Source organism: Paenibacillus sp. MAHUQ-63 (genome assembly GCF_028765165.1).
Classification (GTDB): domain Bacteria; phylum Bacillota; class Bacilli; order Paenibacillales; family NBRC-103111; genus Paenibacillus_E.
In genome coordinates, this window is sequence record NZ_JARADB010000002.1 from 932972 (window position 1) to 955910 (window position 22939).

At 37.0% G+C, this 22939-nt stretch carries 17 protein-coding genes; 15 read left to right on the plus strand and 2 right to left on the minus strand.

Translation table 11 applies throughout. The features are described 5' to 3' along the window. The first annotated feature begins 118 nt into the window (after positions 1-118). The gene (locus PUT07_RS12465; protein ID WP_274468354.1) at positions 119-1822 is read left to right on the plus strand and encodes a DUF2726 domain-containing protein; all 1704 of its coding nucleotides are present in this window, start codon (positions 119-121) and stop codon (positions 1820-1822) included. Positions 1823-1991: 169 nt separating this feature from the next. Then, entirely contained in the window at positions 1992-2921 is a 930-nt protein-coding gene (locus PUT07_RS12470) for a restriction endonuclease (RefSeq protein ID WP_274468355.1), read from the plus strand. Between the two features lie 198 nt (positions 2922-3119). Here the strand turns inward: PUT07_RS12470 and PUT07_RS12475 are convergent, their stop codons facing one another. Next, the gene (locus PUT07_RS12475; protein ID WP_274468357.1) at positions 3120-4841 is read right to left on the minus strand and encodes a UvrD-helicase domain-containing protein; all 1722 of its coding nucleotides are present in this window, start codon (positions 4839-4841) and stop codon (positions 3120-3122) included. Beyond that, a complete protein-coding gene (locus PUT07_RS12480; RefSeq protein ID WP_274468359.1) occupies positions 4834-6633 on the minus strand; it encodes an ATP-dependent nuclease in 1800 nt (599 codons plus the stop codon). The genes PUT07_RS12475 and PUT07_RS12480 overlap by 8 nt, the downstream gene beginning before the upstream one ends. Positions 6634-7324: 691 nt before the next feature. On the opposite strand from PUT07_RS12480, the gene PUT07_RS12485 reads away from it, so the two are divergent. From PUT07_RS12485 to PUT07_RS12545, 13 genes are all read left to right on the plus strand, one after another. Beyond that, complete coding sequence (locus tag PUT07_RS12485) at positions 7325-8365, plus strand: hypothetical protein (protein WP_274468360.1); 1041 nt, start codon at positions 7325-7327, stop codon at positions 8363-8365. Positions 8366-8739: 374 nt separating this feature from the next. Continuing rightward, complete coding sequence (locus PUT07_RS12490; RefSeq protein ID WP_274468361.1) at positions 8740-9228, plus strand: hypothetical protein; 489 nt, start codon at positions 8740-8742, stop codon at positions 9226-9228. Positions 9229-9543: 315 nt separating this feature from the next. Further along, positions 9544-10581, plus strand: coding sequence for a Mu transposase C-terminal domain-containing protein (locus PUT07_RS12495; protein ID WP_274468362.1), 1038 nt, complete (start codon positions 9544-9546; stop codon positions 10579-10581). Then, positions 10568-10696, plus strand: coding sequence for a hypothetical protein (locus tag PUT07_RS12500; RefSeq protein WP_274468363.1), 129 nt, complete (start codon positions 10568-10570; stop codon positions 10694-10696). Before PUT07_RS12495 ends, PUT07_RS12500 begins: the two co-directional genes overlap by 14 nt. Positions 10697-10961: 265 nt before the next feature. Further along, the gene (locus tag PUT07_RS12505; RefSeq protein ID WP_274468364.1) at positions 10962-11768 is read left to right on the plus strand and encodes a TnsA endonuclease N-terminal domain-containing protein; all 807 of its coding nucleotides are present in this window, start codon (positions 10962-10964) and stop codon (positions 11766-11768) included. A 99-nt stretch (positions 11769-11867) separates the two neighbouring features. Then, a complete protein-coding gene (locus tag PUT07_RS12510) occupies positions 11868-14003 on the plus strand; it encodes a Mu transposase C-terminal domain-containing protein (RefSeq protein ID WP_274468365.1) in 2136 nt (711 codons plus the stop codon). 30 nt (positions 14004-14033) lie between these two features. Beyond that, entirely contained in the window at positions 14034-15506 is a 1473-nt protein-coding gene (locus PUT07_RS12515; RefSeq protein ID WP_274468367.1) for an ATP-binding protein, read from the plus strand. Between the two features lie 23 nt (positions 15507-15529). Next, the gene (locus tag PUT07_RS12520; RefSeq protein WP_274468368.1) at positions 15530-16927 is read left to right on the plus strand and encodes a TnsD family Tn7-like transposition protein; all 1398 of its coding nucleotides are present in this window, start codon (positions 15530-15532) and stop codon (positions 16925-16927) included. A gap of 616 nt (positions 16928-17543) precedes the next feature. After that, positions 17544-17882 carry a hypothetical protein gene (locus PUT07_RS12525; RefSeq protein ID WP_274468369.1) on the plus strand — a complete coding sequence of 113 codons (339 nt, stop codon included), beginning with the start codon at positions 17544-17546 and terminating at the stop codon, positions 17880-17882. 528 nt (positions 17883-18410) lie between these two features. Then, the gene (locus PUT07_RS12530) at positions 18411-20225 is read left to right on the plus strand and encodes a hypothetical protein (RefSeq protein WP_274468370.1); all 1815 of its coding nucleotides are present in this window, start codon (positions 18411-18413) and stop codon (positions 20223-20225) included. 12 nt (positions 20226-20237) lie between these two features. Beyond that, positions 20238-20903 carry a TadE/TadG family type IV pilus assembly protein gene (locus PUT07_RS12535; protein ID WP_274468371.1) on the plus strand — a complete coding sequence of 222 codons (666 nt, stop codon included), beginning with the start codon at positions 20238-20240 and terminating at the stop codon, positions 20901-20903. Positions 20904-20936: 33 nt separating this feature from the next. Next, positions 20937-21446, plus strand: a complete 510-nt coding sequence (locus tag PUT07_RS12540) for an A24 family peptidase (RefSeq protein ID WP_274468372.1) — start codon at positions 20937-20939, stop codon at positions 21444-21446. A 16-nt stretch (positions 21447-21462) separates the two neighbouring features. Further along, positions 21463-22854, plus strand: coding sequence for a DUF6382 domain-containing protein (locus tag PUT07_RS12545; RefSeq protein ID WP_274468374.1), 1392 nt, complete (start codon positions 21463-21465; stop codon positions 22852-22854). Positions 22855-22939: the final 85 nt, after the last annotated feature.

Sequence of the window (22939 nt, forward strand, 5' to 3'; positions counted from 1 at the left end):
ACTGAAAAGTTTAATAACACTTCCATTTACGGGTCTATCAGTAATTGTTTTCGACATATATATTGACATGTTGACGAATGCATACTAGGCTTATTTATGTTACGAAACGAGGTTTAAAATGCCAAGAAAAAAAACTCAACAAGAACTTGAACAACAAGTGCTCGAAATAACGAAAGGTGAGTTTAAAGTAAATGGTGAATATAAAAATAATTACACCAAGATACCATTCACCCATACAATATGTGGGAAAGATATAGAGGTATCCCCTAATTATTTTTTGAGTAAAGAAGAAAGACGGGAATGTTTTCATTGTGAAGGCTATGGACTAAAGAAGACAACGGAGAGTTTCAGAATAGAGTTAAAAGAAAAACGTGGTTTGGAATATGCTGTTATTGGTGAGTATGTTGACGCAAATACAAAAATAAAAGCGAGACATAACGTGTGTGGATATGAGTGGGATACAATGCCATATACCTTATTTATCATTAAAAGTTGTCCAAAGTGTAGCAGTACCTATAAAAGAACAGAAGAAGATTTTAAAAAAGAACTAAAAGAGATGCATGGGGATGATTACGAATTAATTAGCGATTACACCAATACACAAGAAAACGTTACACTTAAACATAAATGTGGTTTTGAGTGGTCAGTGAAGCCAACACAATTATTAAATAGAGGAACACAATGCTACAACTGTTTTGGTTCTGTAAAATTAACTCACGAACAATTCGTACAGAGAATCGAAGAAAAATACGGACACTATTTTTCTGTACTTGGAACTTACGAACATTCACAAGAAAGAATACTTATGAAACATAATGAATGTGGTTATGAGTGGAGAGTTATGCCAAGCAAATTGTTGTATAGAGATTCTACTCGTCCTAAATGCTATGGAAAGCAAAAGAAAACCCATGAGGCATTCTTAGAGGTTGTTTCAAATGTACTAGGTGATGATTATATAGTTCTCTCTGAATATGAAGGTATGTCCAGAACAGTTTTGATGAAACATATTTCATGTGGTTATGAGTGGGATTATCACTGTAACAGTATTCATGTTCCTAATAAATGCCCTAACTGTTCTAAAAATAAAAAGAAAACTCATAAGGAGTTTATAGAGATTGTTGAGGAAATTCATGGTGAAGAATATGTACTACTGGAAGAATATATATCAATGAACAAGAAGATAAAAGTAATGCATTCAACTTGTAGAGAGAAATGGAATGTCACACCTAGACACTTACTAGATAGAAATTGCCCTACTTGTTCTATGGAAAACAAAAGACAAAAATTATTGATAAGCCATGATGATTATGTAGCTAAATTATTTTCTGTATGGGGTAATGAATTTGAAACATTGAGTGTATATAAGATTTCAAGGGAAAATATGCAATTTAGACATAACAAATGTGGCTTTGAATTTTGGACTAGACCATATAATCTATTAATAGGTCAGGGCTGCTTACAGTGTAAAGAATCAAGAGGAGAAAGAATGATAGGTAACATGCTTAGAGCTTTAACGGATAGTAGTGAAAATACCTTTGACATCCAGAAGAGATTAAATGATTGCAGAGACAAATATCCACTACCTTTTGATTTTGTGGTATATAATCAAAGTGAAGAAATAATATGTCTTATAGAATATGATGGTAGACAACACTTCGAACCTGTTGAAGCGTGGGGCGGAAAAGAAGACTTTAAAGAGGTTCAAAGGAGGGATAAAATCAAAACAGAATATTGCATTGGAAAAAGCATTGAATTAATAAGAATACCTTATTATCTAAGTGAAGAAGATGTTTATAGAATCTTAAATTCTAGAATAAATTAATTTTTAGCGCAACTACGTATCTGTTTCTCATCATATATGTAGATTAATTTTTATTGGATTTAGAATAAAGCAGGTTACATTTCAATAGTTCATTTGAAAAATAGGAAATCAGCTAATTTTGTGGTGGTTATGGTCTAATTAAGCTAAAAAAATTTATGGAGAATAGATAATGTTAAATTTTAAAGAATTAGCTAAAGATGGAAATGATTTGGAGCGTTTGACAAGAGAAGTTTTCCATCGTGAAGGTTTTGAAGTACACTGGACTGGGAAAGGTCCAGATGGAGGTCGTGATTTAATTGTTATTGAAAAAGTCCAAGGTCCCTTAAGTAAATTTGAAAGAAAATGGCTTGTCCAGTGTAAACATAATGCGCATTCTGGAAGGAGTATTGGTAAGGAAGAGGCAAATTCATTAATAACAGACTGCGAAAGAATTAGTGCCGATGGCTATTTATTGGTGTGTACAACATCACTATCCTCAGGATTGATTCTGGCATATGAAGAATTAAAGAATTCGAGAAAATTGAAAATTGATTATTGGGACGAAGTCAAACTTGAGGACAGATTGTTTACACCAACCAACTTTCAATTAATAAATCAATTTTTTCCAAAAAGTTCTGAAAAAGTTGGATGGAAGATATATAATACCAATTCTCCTTCATTTTGGGCAGCGCATTATAAAAACTCATTCATTTATTTGTCTGCGCGGCTTAATATGCATTTCCCAGGACTTGTAATTGTAGAGAAAATACATAAATATGCTGAAGATATTTCACGAAAATTTGGGGTATTGGCAAGGCTTAGAGCTGTGTATTTTGACGACAAGAATACAAATTTTTGTGCATATTTAGATTATTTAATTGACAAAAAGGAAGAAAAGGAAAAAAGAAGTCCTTTTCAAGAAGATGAAATAGATGAAAAGTATGACCAATTTGAGAGTGCTTTGCCATACATTGTTGAAGTTGAACATGGTGGTGTATCATTGACCTGGGATGTTAAGGGATATTATGTGGATAAGAATCATGATGGATATGACCCAAACGGTAAAGAGTTTTATACCCCATATATTAAAAAATTTCAGGTGGGTAATTCGAGAGAATGAATTTAGTTTATAACAAATCTCGAATAAAATTATTCAAGAATTAAAGAACAACTTTAAATTAATCCAACAATTAGGTAAAGAGTCCAAAGTAGTTTGAGGATGTGGAGGACTTTTAGTTGTGGAGCAGCCGCCTGAGGACATACCTCGGGTTCGCTCATTTTTCATCTTACAAGGCGAACCCGTTTTTTTGTAAGCAAATCAAGTTTTCTTCCCCGAAAGTTTAAACTCGTTCCATTCTAGTCGATACGCTTCTATACCGCTATCGAATAGAAACTCTGAGGGTTGTGCTGTATCAAAATTCTTTTTCTTAGCAATAAACCTATTATCACTTGTTGCTAAGAACAACGCTTTCCTTGCCCGCGTAACTCCAACATAGTGGAGGTTCCTCGATTCATGAAACTCTTTTTTGATTCCCTTTACTACCCAATCGTACCCAGGAATAATGTATTGATATAAATCTAGATGAATTACAACGTCAAATTCGAGCCCCTTAGATTTATGCAAAGTCATCAGTTGTATTTGATTTTTATCTGAGGGTGAGAAAGTATTTAATAGTTGTTCTTGCTCAAAGATTTCTCTCACATATTTTATTGATTCATCGTTTTTGGATTCAGGATACACCAAAAGAGAAACCTTTATGAACAAATCGCAGATATCGTCAAGTAAGGCGGTTTCAGCATTTCTAAAACGCACTACCTTAGCTTTTAATTTCAATAAAAACTGCTTAACATTCAAAACTGTAATTTGTAATTGAGGTAATTCTCTATCGAAACAGTTATCAATAAATTCATAAATAGAGATATTGCCTAATGAGAAATGAAGTAATTCACGGAATAATGCTCCCCATAAAGTCTGGTCGTTGTCAATTGGGCTCTTTAGATGAAGCTTAAAAGGTGCTTCTAATTGTTGTGAAAATAACTCTAAGGTTCTTTCTGTCTTAGCTAAAACACCTATCTCACAATTATGTGTCACACCAAATGCTTCTTTAATGATATTTAAATCTGTAGTTAACCATCTCCCGATTGAGGTTTCATTCCCGCTCTCATGTACTTCAAATACCCTTGATTCCCCTGAATAATCTACATCAAAGTTCAAGAGTTTTTTACTATAAAAATCAATTGATTTATGACAACGATGATTAATATTCATTGGGAGTTTAACGAAATTGGGATTCTCCATTAAACGAAAGAGATAGTCGGAACTCTTTTCAGCAAACCCAAATATTGATTGATTTACGTCGCCTATAGCCCAACTGATAATCCCGGTTTCTGCTAGACGAATAAACAAGAGATACTGTTCTAATCCAGAATCTTGAAATTCGTCAATAAATACATACTTAAAACGTGATTTAAAGTAATCCCTACAGGACTTCGAACTAATATATATTAAATACGAGATATGACCAATAAGTCTTAAATCAAAGTTCCCCTCTTGGAAATGCCGGGAAATTAGTTCAAGGTCACGTTTGCGGATTTCTGCAATTGGTTCTATATTTTTACTCACTAACTCATCAATAGACACTTCAGCATATTTGAGCACCAATGTTTCAAGAAAGTATTTGATTTCTTGGGCGGTTTCAATGTCAAAACGGCTTTTGTCGACAGTAACTTTTTGTATAGGTAATCCAAAAAAATGTTTGCCGAAGGGAATGAGTATATTTGATATACAAAAAGAATCAATTGTACTAAAAGAGGAATTTTTTACATCATCGCTCAGTTGTTCGGATTTTCGTTTCAATTCATTGCTGGCTTTATTTGTATAGGAGATTGCAATTACCCCCTGGTACCAGCGTAAATCCTTTAATACCTGGTTAATTTTGTGAGCTAGTGTAGTTGTCTTGCCGCTTCCCGGACCGGCAACTACAACACAATGAGTATCACAATTTAATATATCAATTTGTTGAGGAGTAGGATTAAACACGTCTTAACTCCTCAATAATTTTTTTGCAATGGTTTAGAGGTTCTGCTAATTCGTATCCATTGATGTCAGGAAGACATTTGTAATTTATTTTAACGAAGTTGAACATATGGGTTGATTTCTTATCTTTCATCTTTTTTATTACTGCTTCATCGGAATAGTCTTTGACGGGATAATCATAGAATTGTCGGAGACTATTACGAACTGATTCGGATGTATTAAATAAGTCCTCTTCAAGTCCAATGTTGGCTAAATATATACCGCTGGTTTTAAGAACTTCATAGAATTTATGATACATTTCTTGTCTATACCGTTCATCAGAGTCAACAAGATGCGTTAATTCATTCTCATTATCTGTAATGAATTTTATATGTTCTGGATTGGCTGACGCGGGTTGCAGCGTATGCTTCAATTTCCAAACACTGATAGCCCGTTGTATTCCAGACAGTCGATAGTAATTCCCTTGCTTTTTTGCAGTAACTAATTGGTAATCGTTATCAGTTCTAATTACCCAAGGAATTCCAAGAATATCGAACAACTCGATATATCTCTCAAACCCAACCCCTTCTACAGAAAGGATACTAATGTTAAGTCTGTCAAGCTCAATTCCTAAAGCTATTGCTAGCGCTTTATAGAAAATAACTTCAGAAGAACCTTCTACCAAAAGGACACAATCACTAAAGTACACTTCTGAGGACAATACATTTAATCGGAATTCAAGTCCCTCCACTTTTGCTTTTATCTCTGCAGACGCTCCGCTCTTTGCTGCCTTTGTCGAGTGGTCTTCATTACAAGTGTACAACCGAACTATGGACTCAGGTTGAAACTCTGATGCAATGAAAGGTGAATGGCTAGTCAAAATTACTTGTGTATTTAAATTGTATACTAAATATTCAGATAGCCTTCTCTGCTGATGAGGGTGCAGGTGTGCTTCTGGTTCCTCTATGCAAAACAATGAGACTTCATCAGGTTGACCGTCACTATTTTCAATATCATTTAAAGCAGCCCAAAGAGCGAGAAAGGCTTGATTTTTTCTTCCGTCCCCTCCAAGTTGGATAGCTTGGTCATTAACATAAGAAAGTAACTGAACTTTGCGAAACAAATCATTTGATTTAGGAATATCCATTCCTAATTTAATTTCTTGTGAGACGTGATGCTCTGCCAATTTTTTGAGTTCGTCATTAAGTAAGCTTCCTCCTTTGTCTACAAATGACAGTTTGTCTAATAAACCTTGAACATCAGATAATAAGGATATTAAATTTGTCAATTGTGATTCATCTTCCCGAACTTGTTCTTCAGTTCGATTACTTTTTAATTTTTCAAGCAGTCTATTTTTCTGATTTTTTAAAAAGGTATCAATTTGACGATTAGCAGGTACATACTTTAGATTTAATACTTTTAGATAAAACCTGCCCTTTATTTCTTCTAACTCATCCTCTGAGCGACCGGCTGATAGTTCATAATGCTTTCCATCTTTAAATCCGGTATATTTTAAGAAAAGTTGGTTTTGGTCGCTGATATTGCCGGGGAACTTTGCCCTTATGCAATCCTCCGTAATATCTGCAAATTGTAAGAGTATTTCAAATGTGTTGCTATTATTCAGGGCGCAAAAATCTTCAGAAGCCGGTTCTAAATCATTTTCCGATAATGACTTATCTAATAACAAACGGATAGCGTCTAAGAGGTTTGTTTTGCCTACATCATTAGCACCGATTATTAGCGATTTCTTGTTAAAAATAAATTCCGAATCAACAAAGTTACGGAAATTTTTTAATTTTACTCGATATAAGAACATTTAGTCCCCTCATTTCATATATTCTCTAGACCTCCAATTATTGTAAACTAAGTTATGTTATAAAAAAAGGTCTGCGGATAAAAGGTTATTAGAGGTAATTGGCTTTAAACGACAGCGAAAATATAAAGACTCATCGTTAAAAAAATAGGTCAGTGGAACAATTATTACATTAAAAGAGAAGAGGGTGGGTCTTGAGCAATGCTCGGCGATATATACTCGCTTCAATTGTTGTTACAGCTGCAAAGTTAAGCCAGGAGCTACTAGAGTTGTAACTATAAAACGCATTTGTTGCATGAATCTCTCTGCGGGCGTTGCCGCGGTAGATTTGAAACGTTGGGTTAATTAACAAGGGATTTTTAAATGTAAGTTTAGAGTGTCAAACATTAAATGTAATCCGACCAAATATTCAGTTAATAAAATAAATTTGTATCGGAATTTAGCTAAAAGTGGTAAAGGTTTTTTTATTTTTATGATAAGTATTTTTTCAAAGCCCGGAGTAGTCTTTTTTTTCTTTTTTTAAATTTTCTTTCAACTTTTCGAAAAGGAGCTAAAAATCTTTTGGGAAATGAGTGAAAATAATTTAGTAATTATTTTCATTTTTTACGTTTTAAAAAATTAAGATTGTCAAAACTATTTATAGAAAAAGTAAAAATACAAAAAAATTAAGACTTTTCCACAAAGGAATATTTCTATGGCATCAGTACATGAAAATAAATATCTAGAAAATCTAAATTTCCTATCAGAACAAAAAGCTAGTAATAAACTTAAAGCATCTAAAGACACGAATTTTGCATATTCAAAATATGAATTTCATAAAGTGAATTGCTTAAATAAAGTTATGACACCATTATCACAACCGAAATTGTTTTATAGAAGAGGGAAAAGCAGTAGTGGCTCTCAAAAATGGCAATGTAAATCATGCAAAAAGATAACCAACGTTCTTCCGAAAATTGTTGATTTTAACTACAGACAAAAACGAAATGATGTTATGCCTGCTTTTGTACAATATCTGCTTGGCAGAACATCTGTTAAACAAACATGCAACTTGTTAAACATTTCGCCAGCTACTTATTACAGCAAATTAAAATTGGTATATGAGAAGTGTAATGCTTTTTTAGAACAAAACGAAAAACGTTTTAACCAAAAAAAATACAGTTATTTAGTTACTAAAACAAACATCCTTGAATATGAATGGTCGAATACAGAAAACTCAACTGCTCGAATTAACATCATATCAACAGAGGATAAAGTTACAAATTATGTATTTCGGTCTGATATCTTAGTTGAATGGAAAACAGTGGGCAATACAATAAATACTCTACTTGAAAGAGCTAACAAACAAATCTGCTCTGTAAATGATATTTTGAATTTTCCCTATTGGAGAATTATCAAAGATGAACAAGCGAACAGCTTTACAACAGTATTCAAAACTGAAATGAGTAGATACTTTGAAGAGCATTATTGCATAAATGAAAGTGATTTTATTGAACAAATTAAACGTCGACTTTTCATTTTCCCTAACGAAGAGCGATTAGTGAAGTACAAAACGTACAGATATGCTAATTTTAATGAAAAATATGCCCAATACAATCTTACTATACTCAGGACCTTTTTTAATTATTGTCTGAATCCAGATAACTGGAATGGGAAATTCGTAACACCTGCACAAAGAATTGGGTTAGTTGACAGGTGTTATACGATATCAGACGTGTTAACACATCAGACTGAATAATGGTTTATGCCTTAAACAAAGGATGGGATGCCCATCCTTTTTATTTTTTTTATCCAAAAGCATTGAATCAAAAACTTTGCATTAATGAAGCATTTTTTTTTGTGATACACGATGTATAAAACAGCAGAAATTGGTCAATAAATTTTTGCATAATGAAATTTGCACCTCGCATTAGAAATTAAGAGTCCAAATGTTGCTCAAATTGATGTCATTTAGTACATACAGATAAGGAGGAAAAAGGATGCTGCTAATTAGTATTGATACTTAGACAGGAATGATTTGATTCTGCTTGCAACTCTACTTTGAAATATAACTAGGCGTTGCTTAATGTAGCATCATCAAAGAATTTCTTACCACAAGAAGAGAGGTTTGGAATGATGGAAATCGTTATTTCGTTTTTGATTTATTATTTCATTGTGTTAAGGCGTAAAGTCCTTTTCATTGATGCAAAAAATAGTCTAATTATACTAGATACCCAGGAGATAAAGACAATTCCGCTCCCGAAGCACATGGCTGATTTTTTGCAAGTTCAAGAGTTGGAGATAACTGAAGGATTAAACAGAAGATTGGTGTTTTACTTGACTAAAAATGACTATCACACGACTGAAAGGGTTATTGTCGTTAATAAAACGAGTATGACTATTAGGGTTGTAGGAGCAGATGTCAGAATCCGAAACTCAAGCAAGTTCGATGTATTTTTACTGAGGTTAACATTACTAGGAGGAGATGTGTTGGCTCTGTCATTTGAGAACACATTAGAGGAGGTGCCGTCATTGTGGCTATTTTCCCAGGTAATGAAACATGCAGACATTACTCAAAAAGGTATAAATTTAATGAAAGGGAGATTGCATGAATTCAAATGATTATCAAAAAAGTAAGTTAAAAAACCACGGAGTATGAATGTTCTATTGAGTAATCAGGAAGATATTTTACGAAGACCGAGTATTAATATCGTAGATGACGAGTTTAGTCGCATGATAACCGGATTTTATGTAAGAGAAGCCATAATCAGGCGTCATTGCAGCGATGTCTCTTAGGTTTGATATTTATCAAATGATTGAAATATGCGACACACTCGATTACTTGATTGAACATAAAACACGCTGATGAATAGAGCACTCCTTAGAAAAAAATATGTCAATTCTATGAGGAGATTAATTAAGAATGAGAGGAAGATTATGACGAATTCAAATGTATTTCAAAAAAATATCAAAAAGCAAACATGGAGTATGAATGATTTTATACTTGGTCCTGGCTGCTACTACCAAGTTGAAACTACGATAGCCGATGTTAATATCGTTTCAAGAATAAATCCGGAATACGTTTTAGGAAGACCGGCTATTTATTTGGTTGTAGACGTATTTAGTCATATGATAACCGGACTTTATGTTGGGCTAGAGAAGCCATCTTGGACAGGAGCTATGATGGCACTGGTTAATGCTGCATCTGATAAAGTTTCCTATTGTAAAGCATATGATATTGACATTCAAGCTTCTGAGTGGATAGCAAAAGGTTTACCAGATGCAATTTTATGCGGTAAAGGTGAGTTGATAAGTAGAGAAGCAGTGATTCTTCTACTTGACCTTCAAGTACGCATTGAAAATATTCCTTCTAATAATCGTGATTTCAAAAGAATTTTATGTAAGATTGATAAATTGATTCAAAATAATGTTCAGAAGCTTATTAGCAAGGATTATAAAAAAACTGATGTTAATGTTTATAGGTTTGGAGTAGATTTAAAACAATTTACAAAAATCGTAATCGAGGCAGTATTGTGCTATAACAACTCATTGATGAAGTCTTACGATAGGACTTCGTTGATGATTAAGGACGATGTGCAGCCAATTCCAAAAAATATTTGGGAATGGGGAATTGCAAATTTTAGTGGGAGCTTACTACGGGTACCGGAAGAAAAGGTCAAACTGAGCTTTATGCCTGTGGGGGATGCAAAGGTAACTAAAAGGGGAATTGAATTTAATGGTATGATATATCGTTCAGCTAAGGCTTTAACCGAATCATGGTTTGAAAAGGCTAATGAAGGAAAGTGGACCATAAACATTTCCTATGACCCACGTCTCGTAAACCAGATATACTACCGTCATTCTGATGGTAAAAATTGCGATACCTGTTACTTAGCGGATGTGGACTCAAAATATCTCGATATGAGTTTTGCTGAGGTAATAAATAAAAGGGGGATTGTTAATGAAACCAAATGAAGAAAAAAAGTATTTTAAAATCAATCACGGCTCCTGCTATCAGATTGATGCCACAATAGCTGATGTTAAAATCGTCGTTTCAAAATTTATTTCAGACCGTTGTAATCAATTATAGCAAATAAAACATTTAGAGATAGGAAAGGTGTCCAAATGACCAATAAGTTGAACAATGAGCGGTACATCTATGAAAAAATGCTAACATAATATTTTACTTTAGCAATCATTGATGAAAATGGAGAAGAACACTTTGTTCAAAAAAAGTTTCCCCTTCTTGATTTCTATTTTGGAAGAAACTTAGGGAGATTTGTGACACTCCAAAGCTCGAAAAAGCGAAGGATGCAAAAATGGTACCTAACGTTTGAAGGTGAGGTGAGGCGAGGATGGGAAGAAGATACGCAAGATGGTCACTAAAATTATATGAGCGATATTTAAAGGAAGGTCGTGGACAAGGGGAAGGTAAGGATTATAAGCCCTGGATAAATATACACTCATTCTCTTCTCGTGGTCAGGTTGTTAGAGATTATAGTTATACTGTAGGACGGGTTCACCACTTAATGTCTAAGTTAGAGCGTAATTATTTTGTCATGTTGGACTGGGATGATTCGGTGGTTGATATCAGGGAGCAGTATCCAATAATTGAGTTTGATAAAACTGTTGCTATTGCAAAAAGGTTAGGATACAAACACCCTATGAGGAATAAGGTTCCTATTGTCATAACAAGTGATTTTTGTTTTAAAAAAATTCAGGAAGGTGAAGCTCAAACGGTTATTCATACCGTAAAACCATCATTCGATTTGGAGGATAAGCGTGTTCTTGAGAAACTTGAAATCGAAAAGTTGTATTACACAGAAAAAGGAATTGAGTGGCAAGTAATCACAGAGAAAAATATGAATAAGGCAGAGATAAGGAATTTATTGTGGATTCGACCAGCGTTTTTTATTGAAAACGTACGTGGTTACGATAGGATTCAACTGAATCGTTTTGTAGAAGAGTTAAAAGAATATATTTTAACGAATAATCTACCCATAAGACAAACAACTAGTTTGTTTGAAAAGAACTATAAAACTGAGCCTGGTGTGTTTATGTATCTATTCAAACATCTATTAGCTACGAAACAAATTCGCGTAGATTTAACGAAACCGATTGACTTTGATGCTTGTTTGAACATTTTAAACGTACTGGATTAACTCGTTAGCAATATAAAAACTCCCTTGGGATGCAATTTATTCGTATTGTATTCCAAGGGAGTTTGTGAATAAGACCATTTTTAAAGGAGGATTTATAAGATGTTAAAAACACTGATGACTAACAACATAATAGTTTCACAATCTTATGACGGCAGCCTTATCAAGGAAAGAGTTCTATTTATTGACCGAGATAATATGGATATTTATGTAATAAATATTGATAAAGATGATAATTCTTTACCAGTTCAGAGAAATTTGACTTTAGTATTAAAGGATTTAAAGGATGGGCATGTGCAAATAGACGAATATGACCCATACAGTCGGTTTATTTGTGAGGAAGATATAAAAGTCAAAGATAAGCAACATCGAGATAAAACTTGGCAGTACATTGAAGAGGCTGTAAGTGCTGAAAATATCCCGCAAATATTCTACAAAAAACATCGTGGTCCATTAGGAAAATTCTTGCAAGAAAAGTATGGTGTAAACCACGTAACCTTTTATTCAAATCTAAAAAAATATTGGAAGCGTGGTCAAACCAAAAATGCTTTATTGCCAGATTCTCATAAATATGGGGGGAGAGGCGTGGACAAAAAGCTTGGAGATAAAAAAGTTGGAAGGAGGAAGGAATTTCCGGAAGAATCTGGAATCGGAGTCAATATCACTGAGGAGATATATATAATTTTTCTTGAATGTTTTAAAAATATCCATCGGGACCCGAAAAAAAAGAATCTTAGACTTAAATATTTTTACACTATAATGATTAACGAGCATTTTAAGGACAAAGTAACAAGCGGAAAAGTTCCGTCCCTCCGTCAATTTACTTATTGGTACAAAAAAGAATTTGACATAGAGGAATCCAAAAGACATCGACACGGAAACGGTAACTATGATAGAAATCATAGACCAATACTGGGTACTTCAATGCAAGGAGTACCTGGTCCGGGTTCTTATTATCAAATGGATGCAACACCTGCTAATTTCTACATTGTGTCTAGATTTAACCGTTCATGGGTGTTACGTAAACCTTGGATTTATTTGGTGGTAGATGTATTTAGTCGTCTTATAGCGGGGTTTTATGTGGGACTAGAAAACCCTTCATACATAGGAGTAATGATGGCTTTAGCCAGCGCAGCTTCTGACAAAGCCAAGGTTTGCAAGGAATATAATATTGAGCTGGATGAATCTGAATGGAAAGCTAAGGGTTTACCGGATGCAATAATAGCAGACAAAGGAGAACTGATAAGTAAAAATGCAGAAACCCTGATAAATGCTCATCAAGTTCGTATTGAGAACAATCCACCAGGACGAGCAGATTTAAAAGGGATAGTTGAGAGACTGTTTAAAAAAATGGACGAGTTGATAAGTGACCTACCTGGCTATGAACAAAAAGATTCTCGTAGCCGTGGTGCTACGGATTATCGTTTGGATGCTGAATTAACTCTTGATGAGTTTACTTGGTACTTCATTCAAGCCATAAGACATCACAATAAATCATATTTACCAACTTATGAAAAAACCTTGCCTATGACAAAAGAAAATGTACGTCCTATTCCATCTGAAATTTGGAACTGGGGTGTGGAAAGAACAGGAGCGATAAGGTGGCAAGAAGTCGATAAGTTGAAAATAAATCTTATGCCTATTGGAACTGCGAAAGTAACCAGAGCAGGAATCAAATTCAATGGACTACATTACGTTTGCAAACGAGGTGAGGAAGAAAAGTGGTTCCATAGAGCGAAGGAAGGGGAATGGAAAATTAAAGTTTCATATGACCCGCGAATTGTAAATGAAATTTATTATCGAGATAAGCTATGGAATACGGAAGTATGCAGTTTATTGGAGCGTGATACAGAGAAATTTTATAATATGAGCTTTACCGAAGTGATTGACTGCCAAAGACGTGATAAAAGGGAAGCTGCGAGAGAAAAAAAGATGCAACTAAAAAAAGATGTAGATTTTTTAGATATGAAGCTTAATCGAAAGAAGACTTCTGCGGCTAGGTCTAAAGAAGAACCGAAATCTACCAAAAATATGAACGATAGAACAGCAGCAGAGAAGGCTGTGAATCGGTTAAAAGAAAGTTTTGTTCCCTCAAATCATAAATCACATGAAAGAGGTGCCAATAATATTGAATTCTCGGAACAGGCTGTGTTTAAGGTTGATGTACGGCAGAGTTCTTATTTGGAAAAACTGCAAAAACACAGTCAAAAAATAAAAAGGACAGGTGAATATCATTGAAAATAAATATAAAAGTCTTCGGGGGTTATAATGAGCTTGTTTGAGAATGGATTTTTAGCAGAGTATTCGGAACAGGAAGTTCCTGATTATAGAGGTAATCCTTTAATTGAATCTCTTCCGCCGATACTAGAAATGGATGAAGCTATTGAGGCGTTGTCTTACTATCCTCAATATAATGAAAGTGAACGGCAGCTCGGTCCACTTGCACGAATCCATTGTCTAAGGAGATTAAAGAAGTTTTTTCTCCCATTAATTGAACACATTCAATTAGAGCAGAACATTGGTATTTCAATTAGGGAGGGATATGTAGCTCGTAACCCAATAAAGAAGAAAGAATATGCAATTCGCCTACAAAAGGGTTATAAAGCAATCAAAGAAAGAAAAGAAATATCAGAGACATTTGGTGACTTACCCACTAGCTCAGCAGGATTTACTTTGGTTGGGTATTCTGGAATAGGGAAAACGACTGCTCTTAACAAGGTTACCTCATTGTATCCAAAAGTCATCCTTCATTCCGAATATCGTGGAGAGCCACTTATTCAAAAACAAATTCCTTTTTTGAAGTTAGAATGCCCTGATTCTTTAAAAGCATTGTGTTTGAATTTTTTTAATGCAGTTGATAGCATATTGGGTGAAAATTACGAACGCAAGTTTGGCTCGCAAAGAGCTACAGCGGAATCTATGAGGATACACATGGTACAAGTCGCCAATTTACATAGTTTGGGAGTCCTAATTATTGATGAAGTACAACATTTATGCAAAACACGAAGTGGTGGTGACATATTAAACTTTCTTGTCACGCTAGTCAATATGATTGGAATACCCGTTATTCTGGTTGGAACGCCAAAAGCACTTGACATACTCCAACGCCAGTTTCGTCAAGCAAGACGGGGTTCAGGTCAAGGGGATGCTTTGTGGGGACGAATGATGAAAGATTCCGTTTGGGATTTTTTGTTAGAGACCATGTGGGAGTACCAATGGACAAGAACGAAAGTCAAACTAACAAAGGAGTTAAATGATGTACTATACGACGAGAGTCAGGGGATTATGGACATCGCCGTAAAACTCTACATTTTAGCGCAAGCCGAAGTTATTAACCATTATTCTGAGGAAGAGACAATTACCCCGGATTTGATAATGAAAGTCGCAAAAGAGAAGCTTAGACTCGTACAGCCAATGTTAAACGCTATTAGAGCATATTCAAAGAATAAGCAAGAAAAGGTTATATTTAGATTCGAGGATTTGTTACCCTTTGAAGATGTATCAGTAGAAATTGATGAATTATTAGACCGAAAAGAAACTATGCTCCGGAATGAGGATTTGATTGCAAGAAAGACCAAGTCAAAAAAGACGAATAAGTTGGAACAGTTGATTGCATCATTAATTAACTTTGGAATCGACTCAGACGTAGCCCAAGAATACGCTACAAGAGCTATTGCTGAGCATGGGGAAGAAAGAGAAGTCATTGCTTTAGCAAGAATGGCGTTAACATATATTGAATAGAGACAGTAGGGTGATATAAAAAAATGATTTCTTGTTTTCCAACCCCGTATGATGAAGAGTTACTATACAGTATCCTTTCTCGATATCACGTATATTCAGGGAATCGAAGTGAATATCGGAGTCTATATGAATTATTTGGGTCCACGACTACAAAAGCAACGATTGCTTTTCAAAGCCAGTTAGGTTCTTTGGTCTCTAAATTAATTCCATTTAATTGTAAAATAAGCGGGGAGGACTTAATTAGCAAACACACCCTATTTCCTTTGTTTCAACCTTTTTTGGATGAGTCTAGAGTCAATCAAATTAAAAATAATATGATTAACTCTAGCGGTACTGGGCTTTATTCACAGATAGGTTTGTCACAAGGTGGTATTGCACTTGATTATTCACTAAGATACTGCACTGAATGTCTACGCGAAGAAATTTTAACTCTTGGAGAAGCTTACTGGCATAGAATACATCAAGTACCAGGGGTTTATGTTTGTCCTAGTCATTATACAGTGCTAATGAAAACCGAGACCAAATTGTTAAACAAATTTCGTCTAATATCCCCAACTGCCGATTTATTAGAGCAGGCATCAACTCCACTCATTTATGGCATGGACGAAAAAACAAAGTTAGAACTACAAGAATTAGCTAAAGATGCTTTACATTTACTTCAACAAAATTTGATGCCGAAGGGGAAGAATTATTATAAAGGCGTATATACAATGCTGCTAAAGCTAAAAGGTTTCACTTATGCTGCTGGTTTGTTGTCTCTAGCCACTGTGATACAGGATTTTAAAAACAGGTATAGTGAAACAACGCTCGCTTTATTGAAATCAGAAGTTATCAGTCATAAAGAAGGGTGGTTAATTGACTTTTTAAGGTATGGACAAATTCACCCAATGAGAAATATATTAATGATGCGGTACCTAGCCGGTTCTGTAGATTCATTTCTAAAACTTCCAGAAAACCTAATACCTCTGTATCAACAAAATAATCACAAAAGACAAGCTAAACAAAAGAGTAATAAAGTGAATAAAATTGATGACTATCTAACGGAGCAGATATGGAGAGGGAGAGATAAGAGGTTGAATAACGAAATTCAATCTGTAATCCAAAATTGGAATGATGATTTAAAACCAGTGATGATTTGTATATCATCAATAGAAAAAAGGCTAGGTAAAAGATTTTCCAAGGCACTTACCAAGCTGCCTATCACTAATGAGTATCTTTCATTAATTCTTGAGACAAGAGAAGCTTTTCAAATACGGAGAGTGAAATGGGCGATTAGTAAACTAAAAGAAAATGACGAGAGAGTAACAGTTAAGAAAGTTCAAGCGAGAGCCTCTTTAAGCGCGAGGAGACACTTTAAAATATCTGAGAATGTAACCAAAATAATTGAAGAGTTGGTTAGAAACGAAGTTGGCATTACGTAATGAGCACGGATTATGTAACAACCTTCATTATAGCAAGGGGAAACCACATTAAATTTATCGTTCAAGTTGGAATTCGGATGAAATTATTCCTTATATAAGGTAATATTGACAGGGAAAAGTTGATAATTCCATGAGAGGAAACTCTTGTATTCGAATGAAGAACTTGTGATAGCTTTGCTTGTCTTCAACAACGGAGTTACATAAAGTCTTAAACTCTGTGATTTAACAAGTTTTAAATCAATTTGGATAATAAATTAATACTGACGATTATGACTTTGCCTAAAAATATTGGGATTAAAAAAATGATGCTGAACTTTTATGTTCAATGCATCATTTTTTATTGTGCAATAATAACTCGTTATTTGTGATGATTACGTCAAAAGCTTGGTTATTCTCCATTTTGAGGAATTAATTATTTTATTAAGATTTGGAATGTGATTGAGAAATAAGTTGACTATAGTATTCAAAAAAAGAACGTAAATAGGTATAAAAATGATGACTATAGTCTACAATATTAAAGTAGTATTTAATTACTTTAGTCTTCGAAAATGAAGTAGGAACCAACCACTGAATGAATTCGGGTAGATTACAAATGCTAAATGGAAGAAGGTGTTGCATGATTACTTGGTCTAAATCTTTTATTACCAAAGAGGGGATATTACATAATGATAATTTCTACACTTGTTCTTATGCTATTAAACAAAGATGGTTTGAAAAAGAGTTTAGCAATGAATCATCATTACCTACTCTAGTATTTGAGCTGGACGCTAAGATAATACTTATTCTGATAAATGGTTTGTTGGTGGAGGCTTATTTAATTGAAAGAAGTGATATGACAGAAAAGCAATTAAATCAATATTACATCAAAATTAATAGATTAAAAAATGAGCTGAAAGAACAAAAGAGAAAAAACAAAAAATTTACCGACAACCGCTCGAAAAATAATCCACCATGAAACGAAACTAAAAAAAAGATTTTTTCTTTTCCAACTTCCTACCAAAATGAATTGCTTAATATTATTCTAGCAAGATATCATTTCTAAAGATGTACTATTTTTATGCGTGCTTTTTAGTTGTGAACACTAATAATGCACCAAATTAACATGAAATGTGAAGAGAGAAAATCGGCATCAAAAGAAGCAAATTGACTTACGAAGATATTGAAACAAAATATTAAATTCTAAGATTAAGCGATACGACCGATTAATATACATAAAAATTACTCAGATTAGTCCCTATCACCAGGGATTTTTTTATTTTTCCAAATTAATTCAACTCCCTTATTGTCTGAATGTATATTTATGCAAAGGTCATACAATTGATGAAAGTGGATTGTTGTAAGGTTGAGAAAAGTTAGTTTTTTTATTAATGAAAGAGGTTTTTTGTATTAATTTTTTAAAAGCCTTAAAATCAATGGTTTTTGAACTTTATTATGTAAGTTAACTTTTGTCTGCGTACAAACCGGAACCCAAGCGCCATTTCGGATGGGCAGTCAATTCTCGCAAAACGCGGCAGAAGTTGAGAAGGTCATCGAGGAACGAGAGAAGGAGCTAGACGTTGCCTGGCAAATAAGCGAAGAGCTGCACGAGAAAACGACCATGTATCATACGTATTACCGTTCCCGAATTGTGGAATTGGACCAGTTGGCCGCGCAGATCGGCATTCATACGGCAGATGAAGTCCGGAAGGAAATCGCGCAAGTAGAAACGCAGCTGCAGGCCGTTCAGACAACTCTTAGGGACATGGATATGTCCATTGTGTCCATCGGTCAGGCCGGTCCTGGCGCCATTACGAGTATCCAAGCTCTGTTGGAATCCAGACGTGTGGTGGGAGAGCAAGCGGAAGCTCTTAGCCAAAAGCTAAAAGATTTGCGACATGTACTGGAGCTGATCATGAAGTACGCCGCGCTGCTCACGGCGACGAAGCTGGAAGTTCAGTCCAACGCCAACGTCATTGGCGAAATGCAGCAAGCCATCGAATCCTCGCTGCGAACTGCCAAACAACGAAACACGGAAGTTAGAACGAAATTAGAAGGAATTCTCCCCTCGCCGAATCAGGGAGGTCAGGGAGTCTCGAGTGTGAATGAGGTTTTTGGCAATGTTCCGGTGCTTGGCGACGACTATTTCTACAAATATCAAACGGCTGCAGCCAGTATTGCCGCTTTATTCTCGGCTTTTAAAGAAGTGGTGGATGCCGTCCAACTGTACAAGGCGGAGAATACGGCAAGAGCGAATCAGACGAATGATGCATATTGGATGGAAGCGCGTGAGTTTTACGGGAAGCAGAGCGTAATAGAGAAAACGCGGATGGATAGAAACGGGGGAATTCGTACAAACAAGACTCTCCAAAGGAATAAAATTCAAAGTGTTCTCGATCAAGCGAAGCAATCGATCGGCGGGTGCAGTGTAACGAATGCCGTTGCAGGTAACGACCCGATGTATGCTCGTCTACAAGGGTCTGGGAGCGGGGCGGCAGCCACCAAAGGGTATTATCAGAAATACCGGGAAGCCAACGCGCAAGACGCCGCGATCGGCAGTGAAATTGCATACGATTTGGAAAAGTCAGAGCCGGTCAGTTTGAAGGCAATGTCTATGCTGGAAGCTTTCAATAACGCGGCAGAAACGATGCGAAATGAGCTTTATGTCAACGAATTTGCTTTGACCCAATTTAACAATCGAACAACCGGACTGGAAAAAGATCATCAAGGCCTCCCGAAAGTTTCCTATGAACGAATCGATCCGGGGACTCATATGTTAGCCAACCAAGAAGCGGAATATTTGATTTATGGGTTCTCCTCATGCGTGGCGAATGTCTCGTCTGCTTATGCGGAGATGTTCGCGTTCCGAATGGCGATCCGTACGGTAGAAGCGCTGCTCGATCCCAAGAAAGAGCTGCTAAACGCAGGGTCGCCGTTATTGGTGCTTCTGGCTGCTGCCGCAGAAGGAGCGCTCATAGCTTTCCAAGATATGACGAAGCTCGTTAGAGGAGAAGCGGTTGAGCTGTCTGCCAAACTTACATCTCCCGCCTTGAGCTTGACGTATAAGGATTATTTGCGCATTTTCCTGCTGCTGCACAGCAATAACACGAAGCTGATGGCGCGCATGCAGGCGTTGATTGAGCTCGAAACGGGAAAGGATTTAACGCAAATCACGACCTATGTCCAAGGGAATGCGGCTAGCGAAGTCAGACTTTGGTTTATTCCGCAAATGATGAAGCTGCTAGCCGGATCCGGTTTGCTGGACTGCAAAGTTACCGGCAATCGGTGTCGGCTGACGAGCACGGCTGCCGTAGCCTATTAAGGGAGGGATCCTATGCTTCGCAACTTTTATATGGATCAGAAGGGAGGCATCGTGCTGGAGGCTTCTTTGGTGCTGCCGGTGTTCCTTGCTTTCGTCATGGGACTCGTCATCTGCATACAGATCGCCTTGCTGGAAATGGCTCTGGGAGCCGGAGTACGAGAAGCGACCAAAACCATTGCCGGACAATTGTATCCGGTACGGTTGCTGGTCGAGGAAGCGAAGCTGAAGGCGGGGCAAACCCGCCCTGCCGATATCCTTCATACAGTTATGGCTAACATTCAATCGGCAAAAGAGCAAATTAAGAATGCGGAGAGCTTAACTGATCAATATTCCGCATACATACCAGAGCCTTTGGTTGAACTCATGAAATGGGAGAAAGAAAAGCGAATGCTTGGAGAAAAATTGGTAAGTGATGGGAAAGAGAGCTTATTGGAAGAGCAGCTTAAACCTCGTTTGCAAGCGTTCATGACCCCGATCGTATATAAGTTCTGTAATTCTCGGACGATTCCGAAAGAGGGGTTCAAGGTGACCGCGGTAACTTTGCCGAGTATGGAGAGCGGCGGCGAAGCTTTCTTAGGCATAGAGGCTCAGATTACGTACAAGCTTCCGCTGCCATTTATAAGTCAAACCATCCAATTGAAAAAGAAAGCATTCGAAAGAGCATGGGTTGGCGTTTAAGCCGAATACGGATGGGGGAGGTCCCGTGAGTTTGTGAGTCATTCCATTTTTGTAATACTTCTTGTAATAGCATTCGTGACGGACGTCCGTAAAGCCATTATTCCGAATAAGCTGACGATCTGCGGTCTGCTAGCCGGCGTCGGTCTACATACGATAACAGAAGGGTGGGGCGGGCTATTGTTTTCAATTACCGGAGCAGCCAGTGCCTGCATGTCCCTGCTCTTGTTATATGCGATCGGTGCTCTTGGTGCCGGGGATGTGAAGCTGTTCACGGCGATAGGAGCATTAATGGGATTTAGTTTCGTAATCCAGCTGATCTTATATTCCATCTTAAGTGCAGGTGTTATTGGTCTAGTGCTGATCGTGCTGCATAAGAAACTGTCAGCTACAAGTTATAAGCTCATGGGCTGGATAATGTCAATCGCCATATTGCAGGAAGCGGATAGTGTGATGGGGATGAAGCGGCAGAGTAACATGAAATTTCCGTTTATGTATGCTGTCGTACCCGGAACCGCATTAACCTGGTACTACTCCTTTGTCTAAAAGAGGTGAATCCGCATTGAAAGAGCTATTCGGATTGCGCAGTGAATTCGTATATCTTCATGGTCACTACCTGAGATTGTACAAGGAAGGTGAAAGCAGTTTAACGGAGAAGGAGCTTTCGGCATTGCAAGTCAAAATGCTTGAGGCGAACACAATTCCGAATCTGCTGCCGCTTGAGATCCACGAAGTGGATTTTCGCATCAGCCTGATGTATAAACTGGGAGCCAAACGAATGCTTGGCCATGTGTTGAAAGTCGAAGGGTTGACGTTTGCGCATTTTGCCAAGCTGGTGTATACCGTCTTCTCCGCGATAGAGGGAAGTAAAAATTATATGCTTCATGAATCGGGTTTCGTTCTGAAGGAGAATTTCATCTTTATCGGTAGCAATTGGACGGATGTCTATTTGACGTATGTGCCGCTTGATATGAACCGCATGGAAGAGGAGCGTTACACTTCTTTCTTTCATTTCATGAAGCAAATGGCTATGGAGCTTAATGATGTTGAAAGGCATGAAGCGGAAGCCTGGTTAGATACATTGCCGCCAGAAATGGAGCCGAAATTGTACAAAGAGAAGCTGTTGAATTTGATGAACGAGCATAACCGCCGGCAAATCAACAAGCTTCCGCCGCCGATTCGGCAACGATCGGAAAAGAGCGAATCTGCGCCTTTGAATGGTAGCTTTAAAGAACCGGAAGCCATGATGCCGATAGTTTCTGAGCGGCTTCTCGCTGAGAGATACGGTTACCGGATTGCATTCACTCCGGTTCGAACCAGAACACAGTGGCTCGTCCTTACCGGTGTCATTCTCGCCGCGGCTTTCACATGGCGTCATTATGTGGACTCGCCCTCGACGAGTTCTCTGCATCTCAGTGCCGGGCTCACCGTTCTTTTCACGGACCTCTGGTTCATTGTGAAATTTCTGGGTGTGCCGGCTTACCGAACGATCGAAGAAAGCCGAACCAGCCAGGAGCCTGAGAAGCCGCCAGCTGAGCCGCCGGACCTTGAAGCTCATTATCAAAATCTGCATATGCACACCACGCTGCTTCGACAGAAGCAATCAGAGGCTACTGTTTTCCTGGGCAGCATCATCAATAAATCGCCCGGTCCGAGACTGGAATGGGAAGACCTGACGGGTGAGAAGAATTTTATCTCATTAAGGAATGAATCATTCTCGATCGGGCGAGGGGATGACAATCATTCGATGGATTACGTGTTGGAGGAAGCGGGTGTTTCCAGAATTCATGCGGAAATTAGGAGAAACGGCCAGGGGTACGAGGTTCAGGATACGGGCTCCACGAACGGAACGAGCCTGAATGGTGAGCCGATGGTCGCCTATCGGCCTTATCCTTTAATTGATGGGGATGAAATCCGCATTGTCCGCCGGACGTTTATTTTCCGAAGTTCATGAACGAAACGGAATTAGATGAAATTAACTATTTCCTGTCTTGCATCAGCAGTGGTATAATGAATAGTCATGTGCAAGAGCGATTTTA